We start from the raw sequence: 14,012 nt of genomic DNA on the forward strand, positions 1-14,012 counted from the left end.
TCGAGGCTCCATTGCATGGCTGCAGGACTGAGCGAGGTCGCCGCGCATTTCGGCGCAGATATGCCCGCGCCAATCGAGCTCCCGTTCGAAACCACCGAAGGCGCGCTTGGCCTTGTGGTTTTCGAGAGTAAGGGTCGGCGGATCATGCGCGGCGTTACCTGGGGGTTTAGCCGCCTGACCCGCGAGATGCGCGAACGCGACGAGGAACCGGGCCGCATCGGGCTGGTCGCCGATCTCACCAATCCGATGTGGGATCATATGGCGCAGGATGCGCGCTATCGCTGCCTCATCGTGCTGACGCATTTCGCCAATCCCGACGGCGTACCGGGTGAGCGGACCCGCACCTGGTTTTCCTTAAAGCGCCAGCCCCTGATGGCCTGGGCGGGCTTTTGCCGGAACATGCCCGAACAAGGTCCGGTCTATGCCGGCATGACGATGGAAGCGAATGACGCCGTGCGTCCGACCAATGACCGTATGCCGGTGCTGCTCGACCCTCATGAATATGACGCCTGGCTCCACGGCGAGATCCGGGACGTGATCGGTTTCCAGTTCCGTCCGCCCTTTTCGGCCGAGCGTTTCCGCGTCGAAAAAACCGAGGATCTCTGGCGGAGCGGCAAGCGTCCGCCCTCTGCAGATAATCAGCTGGCGCTCCTGTGATGGCGTCTGCCCACCAGATCGACCTTTTCGCGCCTCCGCTTCTGCTGGGCCTGCGGTATGAGCCGGGCTTTCTCTCCGATGCGGAAGAAGCAGAACTCATCACCCGGATCGATGCCACACCGCTGGCGCCATTCCGTTTCCAGAAATGGACCGGCAAGCGCCTCACCCGCAGCTATGGCTGGAACTATGATTTCGAGCGGGGTAGCTTTGGTCCGGCCGATCCCCTGCCAGATTGGCTGCTGCCGCTGCGCAATCGTGCCGCCCGCTTTGCTGCGTTGCCGCCAGACGCGCTCGTCCAGGCGCTGCTGATCCGATACGATCCGGGCGCGGGCATTGGCTGGCACAAGGACCGGCCGGTGTTCGAGCATGTCGTCGGCATTTCGCTGGGGGGCGCCGCCCCGATGCGCTTCAGGCGCCGAACGGCGGATGGGTTCGAGCGCCGCACGGTGTCGCTGGAGCCGCGCTCCATCTACCATCTGGCGGGCGAAGCCCGGCATGCATGGGAGCATAGCATCACCGAACAAGAAGAACCGCGCTGGTCGATCACCTTTCGCAGCCTCAAACCGGCCTGATGCCAGGCAGGCACGCCAAGCCCCAATATCCGGTTACGCCAGACGGGCGATATTTTGTCGTGCGTGGCCGTCTCTGGCGGATGAGCAACCCTGCCCTCGGCGAGGCCGAGCGGGCCAAGTTGGTCCATCAGTTGATGACGGCGCGAAGGCAGGTGGGCGAGGCGCTGCGTGCCAAGGATGCCAACGTGGAGAGAAGCGCGCGCGATGCAGTGGACGCCGTCAAACACCAGCTCGGCGAGCGCGGGCCCGTGTGGTGGGGGGATGGCGCGCCCGACTATAATCGGCATCTCGCCCGTAACACCCCCTATGCCCAATGGTTCGGAGCCCTGAGCGATGAACATACCCAATCCTGATCGGCTTCCTCGATCACGGTAACGCAGACAAGCCGTTTCCCCGGCTGACACTCCAATCTTATATCGGCCTTGCCGGTCCGGATCGCGTTGGTCGCAATGGAGACCGTTTCGGTCCGGCACTTAACCAAAAACGACCCGACCACTCTCAATGAATGGCCGGGTCAGTAGAAGTCTCTGAAAACCAGAGCCTTCGGGTCGCGACTCGTCATTAACATAGGGTTCAGATTTCTGGGAGCGCCTTAACTTTAATCCAAGTTCATAAATCCCTTGCAGATGCGGTAAGTGGTTGATTTTCGCAGCCCAGCAAATTTGCATTCCGTAGCGTAAATTGAGATTTTGATCATGGACCGGCCGATGAGCTAAGCCTTCGGGTCGCACCGGTCCTACTCCATGCTACCGGACTCATCCTCAGTCACCGCGCCTGTTGAGAAACAGCATTATCGCGGCCGCTAAGCTCGCCCTCTCAGCCGCATATTGCACTGATTGCAAAAGCTGCACCCGGCGTCGCAGCCTCCGCATTTGTCGGATCGTTCATTTGGCGCCATATGCGCCCTGCCTTTCAGGCATCCTCTCCTAAAACTCAGTACGGCTGGCCATTCATTTGGCCGGCCTTTTTTTTGGCTGACGCGTTCAGGCGACCGCCCGACCGATCTCCTGATAGTCCTCCGGACCGCAAAAATGGACCTGGGCCTTTCCGCGTGCCTTTGAACGATAGAGGGCGGCGTCTGCGCAACCGATCAGGCGCTCGAGGTCCAGGCCAAATTGAGGGGCCATGCTGATGCCGACACTCACCGATACCCGCATTTCGACGCCTGCGATCATATAGGGTTCGCTAAGCTGCCGGATCACGCGTCGCGCCAGCAGTTCAGCCTGATCCTGATGCTGGACGTGGCTCTGGACAAGAATGAATTCATCGCCCCCGAGGCGCGATACGACGTCGTCCGTCCTGACCGTCGCAATGAGCCGGCGGGCGACCTCGACCAGCAGTTGGTCTCCCGCTGGATGACCATAAGCGTCATTGACGGCCTTGAAGCCATCGAGATCGAGATAATGGATCGCAAGCTGATCGCCTGACCTGCGCGATGTTTCCAGGCTGGCGAAAAAGGCCTCACGCAAAGCCAGGCGATTGGACAGCCCTGTCAGCGGGTCGTGGCGGGCCAGATTCGCAAGATCATGTTGGGTGGTCAGATGCTCAACCGAAGCGGCATGAAGGTGGTGCACGGAATCAAGGCTCATCAAGCCGACTGCCAGGAGAAGCACGCCTTCCAGCGCGAAAAACTCGGCATGGAGCGGCTCGTCATATTCGGTCATGGCATGGACCATCATGGCGACCGCCGTTGGCAGAACCGCCAGCATCAGGCTGATCACGCAGAGGCGCGGCCTGCTCGCATTTCGTGAAACGATGCCCGCGCCAAAGGTAAAAATGAGGCTGATGGTTCCGATGTGGATAAGCGGCGCATGGGCAATGAGCGCGCGGATGTTGAGGCCAGCCAACAGCATCGCGAAGATATAGGTTAGCGCAGCGTAGCGCCGTTCCCAGATTCGCAGGGCGACAATCTCCTGTCCGGCGCCCCCGGCGCGATGGAAGGCGCCGATCAGAATAAGCCTGGCCGCCGTCACCAACACAGATGTTCCGGTGAGAGCCGCAATCACGCCATCTTGCCATTTGAGATAAATGAGCGTTCCGACGAACAGATAGAGCAGGCCGAAGCCCGCGATAGGCATGCTCATGGTGAAGAGCGGGGCGACCAGATCCCTGTACACGGCATCGGGCAAACGAGGACGAATGCTGCGCTTGACCGAAAGATTTCGAGCGCTGCGACCATCTGTTTTTCGTCTCTCCATGGCGCAGTAATCTCAGGTCGATGGTTAAGGCCGCCCTACCGATGAGATAATGCGTGGCAGATCCGGGGGCAGCCGACCGCGCCGCCGCGCGCGCCTGTCATTGCTATGCAGCCAGCCATTCCTTCGCCATGGGTCCGCCAGAAGCCGTGCCGCTAAAAGATGAGCGGCCATGAGCCTTTGAGACGTCAGCTCCGCTTCTTTCTTCGGGCCTTATCCTTCAACTCGATCCAGACCGGCGCATGGTCGCTCGTCTTCTCCCATCCACGCGGCGCGGTATCGACCTCGGCCGCGATTAGCCGGGCTTTGGCCTTGGCATTCAGCAGCAGGTGATCGATCCGCAGTCCCGCATTGCGCTCGAACGCGCCACGCCAATATTTCCAGAAGGTGTAGATGGCCTCGCCCGGGTGCTTGTGCCGAAGCGCGTCCGTCCAACCTTGATCGAGAAGCCGCTGATAGCCCGCGCGCACTTCGGGCGCGAAGAGTGCGTCATCGCGCCAGCGATCGGGCGCATAGACATCGAGGTCGGTGGGCATGACATTATAATCTCCGGCGACCACCACCGGCGCGTCCAGATCAACGAGCGATGCCAGATGCGCGTGCAGCCGGTCGAGCCAGCGCAGCTTGAAATCATATTTGGGGCCGGCCCGAGGATTGCCATTGGGCAGATACAGACCAGCGATCAGAACGCCGCCGACCGCAGCCTCTATATAGCGGCTCTGCCCGTCATCGGGATCGCCGGGCAGGCCGCGACGGGTTTCGTGGATCTCGCCGATACGGCTGAGGATAGCGACGCCGTTCCACCGGCTCTGACCGTGCCAGACGGCATCATAGCCCGCATCGCGAATGGCACGTTCGGGAAAGTTCTCTTGCGGGGCTTTGAGTTCCTGGAGGCAGACAATGTCGGGTTCCGCCTCATAAAGCCAGCGCAGCAGCACTGGTAGCCGGCCATTGACCCCATTTACATTATAGGTGGCGATCTTCACAGATATGGACGCTCCTGGTCGGCCGCTTCTCGCACGCGGCCCAACATTACTACTCGCCGCCTGATCGAGTCGTTCCGTTTCTGCCGGACATCCAAGGGCCGCCGGTCGATCACAGCACGAAACGTCGAACGTCTTTCTGCGTTGAACCGGGCAACGATGATGAAGGCGCAGGCAATGGCTAATGAAAAGACCGCACGCGGGCCGCAGGACAGCTCGCGCATCGCGCTCGGCGAAGACTATGAGGTACAATATTGGACCAACCGCTTCGGCGCCAGCAAAGAGCAACTGGAGGAAGCGGTGGAGGCGGTGGGCAACAGCGTCGATGCTGTCGCTGCCTATCTCAACACATAGGCCCGCTTTGACGAGACGATCCGCGGTGCTACGCTGCTCCTCCAACGAAGGAGGATCGCCTCATTTGTAACCTCTACACCGTGCGCAAATCCGCCGCCGAGGTGGCTGCGCATTTCGGCGTGGCGGCGCCGGTCACCCAGTTTAACGCGCCCGACGAGGTCTATCCCGGCACGCCTGGCATGGTGGTGCGAGAGCAGGATGGCACTCGCCTCCTTCAAAGCATGACCTGGGGCTGGCCGGTTCGCCTCAAGGGCATGAAACCGGAGTCCAAGCCCAAGCCGGTCAACAATATCGCTGACTTACGCAAGCCCTTCTGGCTCGGCGCTGCGCGCAAACCCGAATTTCGCTGCCTCATTCCCCTCACAAACTTTGCGGAAGCTGAAGGAAAGGCTGGGGCCAAGACCCGGAGCTGGTTCTCGCTGCGTGATAGTCCCATCTTCGCCTGGGCAGGCCTGTGGCGCGACAGCCCGGAATGGGGGCCGGTCTTCTCCGGCGCGATGACTGACTGCAATGAGGCCATCCGCCCGGTTCATGACCGAATGCCGGTTCTCCTGCATGAACATGAATATGCGCAATGGCTTCATGGCAGCTTTGACGACATCCTAGGTTTTCAAGAGCGCTGCTTTCCTGATGAACTGATCGCCATGGAGCGGACCAGCGAGCCATGGAACAAGCCACGCTCAGCGCCCTCGTCTGCCGCGACGCTGCTGTGACCCCGGAGCAGGAACGATGGGCCGAGGCGCTCGCTATCGAGCGGCGCTTTGGCGAACAGGCGCCAGAGCATATGTATCGCTCCGGTGAGGGCCGCGGATCAGGCGGCTTCGCGTTGATCTTCTGCGGCGCGCCAGTTCCAGGGGAGCAGTTCGTGGAGACGGTTCTGGGGGATGTCGGCGATGCGCGCGAGGACGTCGGCGAGCCAGGCCTGCGGATCGATGTCGTTGAGCTTTGCCGTGCCGATAAGGCTCAGCATGAAGGCCGTGCGTTGACCGCCGCGGTCTGAACCAGCGAAGAGCCACGATTTTCTGCCCAATGCTATACCTCTCAGCGCGCGTTCCTCCGCGTTGTTCGAAAGGCAGATGCGGCCGTCATCGAGGAACGCGGCGAAGGCCGGCCATGCCTTGAGCATGTAATCCATGGCCTCGGCCACATCGCTGTTCTTCGATAGCTTTGACCGATTGTCCCGGATCCATTCTTCCAGATCGGCAACCAGCGGTGCGCTGAGTTCCCGGCGGAAGGCAAGACGCTCCTGGGCCGGTCTGCCGTTGATGGCGCGCTCAATGTCGAAGATCGCGTCGATGCGGCGGACCGCCTCCACTGCCAGCGGCGAGATGACGGCCTTTTTGCGGCGCTTCTTGATCTGCGCGGCGACATCGGCCAGTTCGAAGAAATAACGGCGCGCGTGGCTCCAGCATAGGGCGCGGGTCAGCGGCGCCGGCAGTCTGTTGGCATGGAACAACGCATTATAGCCGGCATAGGCATCGGCCTGGAGGATGCCCGTCCAGCTGCGCAAATGACCCACGGGATGCTCGCCTCGCCGGTCACGGGAATAATGGAAGATCGCTGCCGGCGGCGCTGGCCCGCCGAATGGCCGATCATCCCGGACATAGGTCCAGATCCGGCCCGTATCGGTCTTGGTTTTTGCCAGCACCGGCACCGTGGTGTCATCGCCATGCAGTCGCTCGGCGGCCAGGACATGCGCCTCAATCAACAGATAGAGCGGCATCAGCGCAGCGGTGCAGGTGCCGACCTGATCGGCCAGGGTCGAAAGGCTCAGGTCCACGCCCTCGCGGGCATAACGATCCCGCTGGCGGTTGAGCGGCTGATGCGCGCCGAACTTCTCGAACAGCAGCATCGCAAGGAAGCTCGGGCCAAAGAGTCCGCGGGGCGTGACGTGGAACGGTGCCGGCGGTTGGGTGATCTTCTCGCAATCGCGACAGGAGAACTTCTCCCGAACGGTTTGGATCACCTTCCACTGGCGCGGCACGACCTCAAGCGTCTCGGTGATATCCTCACCCAGCTTGCATAGCCGATCCGAACCGCAGCAGGGGCATGCCTCGGGCGCGGCGATGACGAAGCGTTCGCGGGGCAGATGCTCGGGCAAGGGCTTGCGCGCGGGCCGCTTGCGCTCGAACGGTGCGACATTGGTCTTCGCCGCTGCCAGGGCAGCCAGAAGCTCATCTTCGCTGGCAGCGGTCTCGCACTCCTCGAAGGTCAGTTCCATCTGGTCGAGCAGATGGCGTGTGCGTTCGGACCGCTGGCCAAAAAGGGTGCGGCGCATCTTCTCGTTCTGCAGTTCGAGAAGGGCGTTACGGGCTTCTAGGTCGGCGTTGATCGCCTTGATGCGGGCAACTTCAGCGGCGACTGCCTCGGCAGCGGCAAGCCGCTCGCGAAGGCTGTCGATCTCTGCTTGCGCCTCGTTCCCCATGGCCAACGACATAGCGGAAAAGCACCGGAATCCCTAGCTTTTTAGGTCATGCCGGGGCTTTTATCCGGCCAATGTCGGGCGCCATGTGGCCTGCGGATTACGCCAGTCGATCGCCTCCAACATGCAGGCCATCTGCGAGGGGGAAATGGCGATCACGCCGTCCACCGCAGAGGGCCAAATGTACTTCCCGCGCTCCAATCGCTTGGCATAAAGCGACATGCCCACGCCGTCATGCCAGATGATCTTGCAGAGGTCGCCGCGGCGTCCCCTGAAAATGTAGAGATCCCCGGCGAAGGGATCACGCCCGAAACTCTGCTGCACTTGGAGGGCCAGGCTACGCATGCCGCGCCGCATGTCCGTGTGCCCCGTCGCGATCCATATCCGAACGCCGGAGGGGATTGGGATCACGGCTTGACCGACCGCAGCACTGCCGACACCAGCCCAGGCGATGCGCCAGCGGGAATGCGCACGATCGCCCGCTCGAACTCGACGGTGATCGCCGATCCGATCATTGGCACCGGATCGGCTTGCACCTGCACCTCGGCAAAGCCCTGCGCTGCCTGCTCCATCTGCCGCCGCCATCTGTAAATCTGGTTCGGCCGCAGATCAGCACGGCGGGCAATCTCCGCCACGTTCGCCCCGGGCGCCGAAACCGCAGCGACCAGTTCGCGCTTCTGCTGGTCGGTCCAGACGCGCCGCCGTTCTGGGCCCGAAATTACCGTCATCTGACTCATCGCACCGTCCCTTGTACCGGTGCAAACACCAGTGCTTGCACCGGTGCCATCTCGAAATATCAGCCGATCACTGCAAGGCGGCCCTCACCGGAGCGATACGAGCATATAGCCGAGCGTGTCACTGCGCTGGCCGTGGCGGGTGATGAGACGGGCGTGGCCCGCTGGATCGCGATCGCCGACCGCTTCGATCAGCTTCGGGATCGGCCAGAGGGGTTTCTTCAATGAAGTACGGCAGCCTGGTCAAACTGTGAGGGTGCATGGCAAGCGGGAAATCAACGTCCGCCTTTCCAAATTCCACTCTCCAAGTCCGTCCGAGCATTTTCCCTGCGTCAAAGCGTTCAATTCAAAGTTTCAGAGGGATCCCACATGCGGTCGAAGAGCGTCCACGGTGGCCACCAGTCCTGCCGCCTCCATGTCCAGCAAAAGGTCATGTGCGGACTTTTCGGGCCTGCGAAAGCGCCCGCGCATCCGGCGAATTGCCGCGACGGCGCGGCCCGTATCAAGCGCGATGGTATCGGCAATAAAGTCGTCTGCCGACCGGACTTCCAGATTCAAGCTCTCCAGCAGGGCCTCCGGGAAGTCCTTGAGATTCTCCGTCACGATCGCGGCGGCCTGAGTCTTTACGGCCGCAGCGATCACATGCGCATCGTCCGGATCCGGTAGGGCCTCCACCAGCGGAGTGAGATGAGCGAAATCAACAACCTCCGCTTCGCCAAATGCCTGACGCATTCGGGAAATTTGGGTTGCTGCGATTTCCTCCGCTTCCGCCTGCGATCGCCCCTTGCTGACGAGTATCTTCGCGATGGCTCGGCCCGTTTCCTCTAGAACTGGCGCCGACCATCTGATGCGAAAGAAATCCGCTTCCGCCAATGTCAGCAACAGGTTTCTGCGCAGCACGCTGGCAAGCGTGCAGGCATCAATGAAGGCCGTGTAGCGATTGGCGAACAAGGATCAGAACAATTCGGCGTCGGCCGCCGCCAGATCGTCGAGTGCCTTGGAGCGAATCCCATCCCGCTCACGCTTGTAAGCAAACAAATCCTCGGCGCGCACGCGCCGGTGGCGCCCCACCAATGTGTGGGCAATCTCCTTCTTGTTGAGAAGGGAGATGAGATAGGGCCGCGACACGTTGAGCACGTCAGCAGCCTGCTGGGTCGTCAACATCTGACTGATCGGCACGAGGGTGACTGCGTCTCCCTTGCCGATATGCCTGAGCAGTTCCATCAGCAATTGGGATATGGCGGGTGTCAGTGTGATTTCGGTGGGGGTCTTGTCCCCCTCTTCCAGGAGGCGCAATTTTGCATCGCCGGCGGCATGCGCGGCAATGATCTTGCGAAGCTGATTGGCAGCATCCTTCTCACCAGCGGAGGGCAAGCGGCTACCGATTTCTTCCGCAAAGGCGGGCATGGTCATGGCGCGTCTCCTCTCGGCCTATATGGTCAATAATCGCAGCAAACGCAACCATCGAAGCAGACGAAACATCTCCTGCGCTGGCAGAGCAGACATTCCCACACCAGCATCTCACGTCACGACAGGATCCTGCCAGGTCGTGCGAAGCTCGAAACCTGTGGGTGAACAGCACCGTATCCACCGGTGCTAATTGTGACCTAAGCTGCTCGGGTCGGCTCATTTAACGGTCCGCACCCCACTCGTAGAGCCTTGCGCCTTAGCTCGAGGCCATTGATGATCACCAATTCCTAACAAGCCATTTGTTGTTACCAAAATGCCGGTTCATGATCATCAACGCGGATAGCATGGAGCAGACGATCCTGATCACCGATCCGTGGACGGTCGCGAGGCGGAATCGGTCGATTGCCAGACGCCTTTCCCTGAGTGAGAGAGAATCTGCTGCCGCGCTTTGTGCCACCTGTTACAGAAGCGCATCTGCGCATCGCCGGCGGCATGCGCGGAGCTGTAAATAGGCGGGAAGGTCGTGGGGGATTTCCACCCTCGCTACATGATTGATTATGGCAACAACCCGAAGCCCGACATCCGCTAACGCAGTTTGGAGAGTAGACGGCCCGCCGCACCATGTTCCGCTGCCAGATTACGATTGTAGCTGAGCGGCATCTTGGGCGATTTCCAGCGTAGTGCATCCATGATCCCGGCGATATCCTCACCCGCCGCGAACAGGTCGTTGGTGATCCCAATGCGCGTCGAATGCGCGCTGATCCCCTTGACCCATTGGGCCAGTTCGTCCTTGCTCAAATCCGGTAAGAGTCCTGCGTCCCAGGCCCCCTGGACCCGCGTCTTGAAAATCTGCGTTACCGCCTGCGGCTGCAACGCGGCACCGCCCAGGCTGACGGCCGTCATCGGATCGATGCCAGTGCGCCGCGCTGCCTTGGCTTCTGGCATCAAACTGGACAATCCCCATTGCGTGGCGGCGGCCTCCCGGCGCGCTGCAGCACGCGACACAGCGGGATCGACCGCCTTCAAGCGCTTGATAAACAACCGCCGAAAGATAGGTCCCTTCGTTATTTCAGGAACGCCCAGCAGATCGGCCATCACCGCGATCCAAGCGTTCAGGGCCAGGGTGCTCCGCATCGAGAGGAATGCGGTTGCCCCCTCCCCTTCCTGATCCGCTTTATGGCGCGGGATATGCAGTAACCGGGTGTCGGGATCACTAGCCGGCTGGATATGGGCGATGTCGATCGCGACCAATTCGGAAGCGCGCAGGCCCGTATCGTAGGCGACCGACAGCAACGCCCGGTCCCTCATCCCCTTTTCGTCGTGGGGGCATCCGTCGAGCAGCGCTTTCAGGCTCATCCCTCGCGCGTCGCCGTCAAAAACGTCGCTGACCGAACCCTTGTAGCGCAACGGCCGCGCCTGGCGCTGGGCGGTTCCCAGTTCGCGGCGCAAGGCCTTGAGCGTCAGCGCGACCAGCTTGTCCTTGGTCGGGTCGGGCAGATCGAACAGCCGGTGGAAGGTCGCGATCGCCCAGAGGGTGCGCGAAAGCGTCGCCGGCTTCGCCTTGGCGAGACTGCCCTCCCCCGCTCCGCGCGCCTTTAAATACTGGATTACCGAAATAGGCTGCGCTGGCAGCGCGCTCACCCCAGACCGGCGACATGCCTCGCCAAAGCCCGCCATGTCTGCAAGCAGACCGCGTACCGTGTTGGCGGCCATGGCGGCCAGCGTCGCCTCGACCAGATCAAGATTCGCGGCGGGCCGGCCCGTGGTCGGCAGCATCGCCAGAGCGGCTTCGAACCGCTGGAGCGGGGTGAGCGCTTGCTCCGCCGCGCGCTCCGCCCTGCGCTGCGCGACATATTGCTGGCGCGCGCCATAGGCCCAACGCTGGCCCGGTGCGGGCAGGACCAGTGTGGTCGGCCGAACTCCCTCGGCGGTCGCCAACGGCGCGAGCGGTCCAATCGCCACCGATGGGTCGGCTTCTTCAATGACCAAGGGCGCAACATTGCCCTCCGCTGCGCGGACCGATACCGCTTGCCCGTCCTCCATCGGCTGGTCGTCGCCCATGACCGCGCTTCCAGCGACGTCCGTTTGCTCCACCGAAGGAACAGGCGTATGATCCGACTCGAAGGCCGGATCGAGAAAGGCGCGCAGCCCGCGCAACGGTCTTCTGCCTTCGCCAGTCATCCCAGTCCGCTCATATTGGTACAAATCGAAGGCAAAATCATATAGCGAACAACATTTTGGATCAATGATAATGGCCCTTGTCATTGATCCAATATTTTAGATGCACCAACAGACTTTCTAAAAACGTCTTTCAGTTTAATATCTGATCCGATAACCCAGACAAACAGGCCGTTTAATGAATCGAGTCTGGAACGATACACCTCGCCATTAAAGGCGAGATTTTGGCGAAAAATGATGGCTTCCTCCCCTCCCCTGCTCGATCCGGCCTTGCTCCTTGCCTATGCCGACGCGCAAACCGCGCTCGCACGGGTGGAAGAACGCCTCCGGCTCAGTCCCGTCCGCCTGCCCTGGAAGGCGCGCATGGCGCTGGCTGAGCGGCAAGCCCTGGCCGGGATCGACGCCTATGAACTCCCCGAGGACGCGGTCACGATCAACGGCCGAGGACGCGCCATCACCAGTGCCTATGACCTGACCCATTGGAAGCACGCCATCGGCATGCCGATCACCCTGGACGAACTCATGGCCGACCCCTCTGCCCTGCTGGCGTGGCTCGGTGCTGAAACCGGTCCTTCCGACGAGCACATCCCGGGCCGCCGCGAGCCATGGGAAATGCTACCGGCAATCGAGGCCTGGAGCAAGGCCTGCCAAGTACTACCCCCCTCCCCTCCCCTGCTCCATGGCGGCCGGATCGCCGCGCTGTGGCGGCAGTTCGCGCCCCTCGCCCGCGGTGATGTCGTGGCCAGCCTGCTGATCGGCGATCGCTGGGGTCCGGGGCGCTGGAACGGATCGCAAGGTGGACTGACAGCCCTCGGCCTGCAACGCGCGGGCGGTCCCTGGAAGATCGCTTCAGGCCACGAGCTCGACCACCTCTGGCTCGGAGCCATCGTCGCCGGGGCGAACGCCCATCTCGACCTGGAGGTGCAACTGCGAAGCTATGCGCAGCGGGCCGCTCTCCATCTTGCGGACCGCCGACGGCTCGGACGACTCAAGGACGTGATCCTGTTCGCGATGGCCCGTCCCGCCATTACCAGCAGCCAGGTCGCGAAGCAGTTTGGGCTGACGTCCGCCGGCGCGATCAAGCTACTGGCGACCGCCGAGGCCGAGGGACTGCTCATCGAGCGGACCGGTCAGGCGAGCTTTCGCAGCTACACGATCCCCGTCAGCGGGGTGGCCCCCTCCCCCGCCCGATCTCGGCCGCCGGTCATCGACCTCTTTGAGCCCACAATTTGGGATGATGAGGGTGAAAATCACGTCCCGCCAGAGCCCCTGTGAGCGCCAAAACGAGGGCACCCCTTACCATTTGACCTGAAAGATTTCGATGCGTCCTACGGCCTTCTGACAGCATTTTAGGGATATTTCATGTTTTGTTCGCATGCTCCGCTTCTGAGTTGCATCGAATTGGGTAACGACGCGTGCGTGATCGCTCTGTTCACGTGAGGTTTCTTAATACTGGAGGGGTACTGCATCATTCTATCGTAACAGCTTTGGTGTGGCCGTCCGATCGACCGGGTCCCCCGACGGTCCTTCCCAGATTAAGGCGACTTCATAAGTTCATCAGATGCAGTTTTCGCTAGGCCGATCAATGTAGCTAGGAAAGTATTCCGTCCCCCGCCTCGGGTGGCTACCAGGTCCGCAGCGGAAAGCAGCTCACTGATGAATTCTTCTGTGCCACGCTGCCTGATTGATGCAAGGCCGTTATAAAGGTGCGGCGTATTGTGGCCATTCATAGCGACCGTCAGATGCCTCAAACGCCAGCATCATTTACGGCGCAGCGACCCTCATCGGGGTAAACCGGAGGATTTTCTTGCGGGGGGAGCTACCTCTAACAGCGGTCTAGTTGGAGGAACATCGAGAAGTTTTATGAAGGTAATCTCATCTAAAAATTCAAACTCAAATCTCAGCGCCGTAGGCGCCATGGTTATGGGATTATGGAGAAGTTAGAGAGTTAAGAGAAGTCGCACCTGATGCGAATCGTGCTGACTCCACGATTCGCAGATTTTGGGGTCGGCGCGATGGCACGATAGATCATCCGTGATGGCACGTTCTCAGCGGCGCGATAGCACGATCGGGCTTCTGTGATAGCACGATTGCCTAAACTGAGAGCGGCGACACTCTGGCTCTGATAGCACGATGGAATGCAGTCGTGGCCTATCTACTTTCGTCGCTAAGCCCCGGCTTCGAATCAGTTTTCTTGCTGTTTCGGCTTTTCCCACCATTGCCGAAAACGAGTTGTGAACGACTCTAACGTGCTATCGGGGATGAGCTTTCCGCCGATCCAAAAATGCCTTGTGGATGTTCATCGTGCTATCAGGCACCGGGCTGTCACATTCGTCAAACATCTTTCTTGCAGGTGGCTTACCGTTGCAGGGTTCAGCCAGTTCGCATTTCTCGATCTCCCTAGGTATTAATGTGCCTAAATGAGGACTTCCCCCTCTCCTGCCGTCAGACCGCGGATCGATCACGCGTAGCGATTGCATAGTCAATCGCGGCGTCAGTCCTGTTAG

Annotated in this window: 15 protein-coding genes; 6 read left to right on the top strand and 9 right to left on the bottom strand. The window is 61.0% G+C overall.

The features are described 5' to 3' along the window. Window positions 1-15: 15 nt before the first annotated feature. Genes HHL26_RS18730 through HHL26_RS18740 form a run of 3 tightly spaced genes read left to right on the top strand, consistent with a single transcriptional unit; the run spans window position 16 to window position 1,582 of the window. Entirely contained in the window at window positions 16-657 is a 642-nt protein-coding gene (locus tag HHL26_RS18730; protein ID WP_226869718.1) for an SOS response-associated peptidase family protein, read from the top strand. Then, window positions 657-1,229: an alpha-ketoglutarate-dependent dioxygenase AlkB gene (locus HHL26_RS18735; protein ID WP_061940004.1), complete on the top strand. Its 573-nt coding sequence runs from the start codon at window positions 657-659 to the stop codon at window positions 1,227-1,229. Before HHL26_RS18730 ends, HHL26_RS18735 begins: the two co-directional genes overlap by 1 nt. Then, the gene (locus HHL26_RS18740; RefSeq protein WP_061940006.1) at window positions 1,229-1,582 is read left to right on the top strand and encodes a hypothetical protein; all 354 of its coding nucleotides are present in this window, start codon (window positions 1,229-1,231) and stop codon (window positions 1,580-1,582) included. Before HHL26_RS18735 ends, HHL26_RS18740 begins: the two co-directional genes overlap by 1 nt. A gap of 630 nt (window positions 1,583-2,212) precedes the next feature. Here HHL26_RS18740 and HHL26_RS18745 read toward each other — a convergent pair. Both HHL26_RS18745 and xth read right to left on the bottom strand, forming a co-directional pair. Further along, window positions 2,213-3,313 (bottom strand): GGDEF domain-containing protein, encoded by a 1,101-nt coding sequence (locus HHL26_RS18745; protein ID WP_240962502.1) that lies wholly within the window; start codon window positions 3,311-3,313, stop codon window positions 2,213-2,215. A 299-nt stretch (window positions 3,314-3,612) separates the two neighbouring features. After that, complete coding sequence (gene xth, locus HHL26_RS18750; RefSeq protein ID WP_061940008.1) at window positions 3,613-4,410, bottom strand: exodeoxyribonuclease III; 798 nt, start codon at window positions 4,408-4,410, stop codon at window positions 3,613-3,615. Between the two features lie 174 nt (window positions 4,411-4,584). Here xth and HHL26_RS18755 point away from each other — a divergent pair, with 174 nt between their 5' ends. Together HHL26_RS18755 and HHL26_RS18760 are read left to right on the top strand one after the other, a co-directional pair. After that, window positions 4,585-4,761, top strand: a complete 177-nt coding sequence (locus tag HHL26_RS18755) for a DUF3606 domain-containing protein (RefSeq protein WP_064485883.1) — start codon at window positions 4,585-4,587, stop codon at window positions 4,759-4,761. Between the two features lie 62 nt (window positions 4,762-4,823). Then, entirely contained in the window at window positions 4,824-5,474 is a 651-nt protein-coding gene (locus HHL26_RS18760) for an SOS response-associated peptidase family protein (RefSeq protein ID WP_076605811.1), read from the top strand. A gap of 98 nt (window positions 5,475-5,572) precedes the next feature. On the opposite strand, the gene HHL26_RS18765 is transcribed toward HHL26_RS18760, so the two are convergent. The 7 genes from HHL26_RS18765 to HHL26_RS18795 form a co-directional block, all read right to left on the bottom strand. Beyond that, window positions 5,573-7,186, bottom strand: coding sequence for an IS66 family transposase (locus tag HHL26_RS18765; RefSeq protein ID WP_061940031.1), 1,614 nt, complete (start codon window positions 7,184-7,186; stop codon window positions 5,573-5,575). 60 nt (window positions 7,187-7,246) lie between these two features. Continuing rightward, window positions 7,247-7,594, bottom strand: coding sequence for an IS66 family insertion sequence element accessory protein TnpB (gene tnpB, locus HHL26_RS18770; protein WP_062733600.1), 348 nt, complete (start codon window positions 7,592-7,594; stop codon window positions 7,247-7,249). Continuing rightward, window positions 7,591-7,920, bottom strand: a complete 330-nt coding sequence (locus HHL26_RS18775; protein WP_062733598.1) for a transposase — start codon at window positions 7,918-7,920, stop codon at window positions 7,591-7,593. The genes tnpB and HHL26_RS18775 overlap by 4 nt, the downstream gene beginning before the upstream one ends. Before the next feature lie 84 nt (window positions 7,921-8,004). Continuing rightward, complete coding sequence (locus HHL26_RS18780) at window positions 8,005-8,142, bottom strand: hypothetical protein (RefSeq protein ID WP_157078347.1); 138 nt, start codon at window positions 8,140-8,142, stop codon at window positions 8,005-8,007. A 129-nt stretch (window positions 8,143-8,271) separates the two neighbouring features. Beyond that, window positions 8,272-8,868 (bottom strand): PIN domain-containing protein, encoded by a 597-nt coding sequence (locus tag HHL26_RS18785; protein WP_061940013.1) that lies wholly within the window; start codon window positions 8,866-8,868, stop codon window positions 8,272-8,274. Window positions 8,869-8,871: 3 nt separating this feature from the next. After that, a complete protein-coding gene (locus HHL26_RS18790) occupies window positions 8,872-9,330 on the bottom strand; it encodes a helix-turn-helix domain-containing protein (RefSeq protein WP_061940014.1) in 459 nt (152 codons plus the stop codon). A 582-nt stretch (window positions 9,331-9,912) separates the two neighbouring features. Beyond that, window positions 9,913-11,508: a tyrosine-type recombinase/integrase gene (locus tag HHL26_RS18795; protein WP_061940015.1), complete on the bottom strand. Its 1,596-nt coding sequence runs from the start codon at window positions 11,506-11,508 to the stop codon at window positions 9,913-9,915. 231 nt (window positions 11,509-11,739) lie between these two features. Between HHL26_RS18795 and HHL26_RS18800 the strand changes: the two genes are divergently transcribed. Beyond that, window positions 11,740-12,780 (top strand): hypothetical protein, encoded by a 1,041-nt coding sequence (locus HHL26_RS18800; protein ID WP_226870488.1) that lies wholly within the window; start codon window positions 11,740-11,742, stop codon window positions 12,778-12,780. Window positions 12,781-14,012 lie beyond the last annotated feature (1,232 nt).

Origin of the sequence: Sphingobium sp. TB-6, from assembly GCF_012927365.1 — a bacterium.
Classification (GTDB): Bacteria; Pseudomonadota; Alphaproteobacteria; order Sphingomonadales; family Sphingomonadaceae; genus Sphingobium.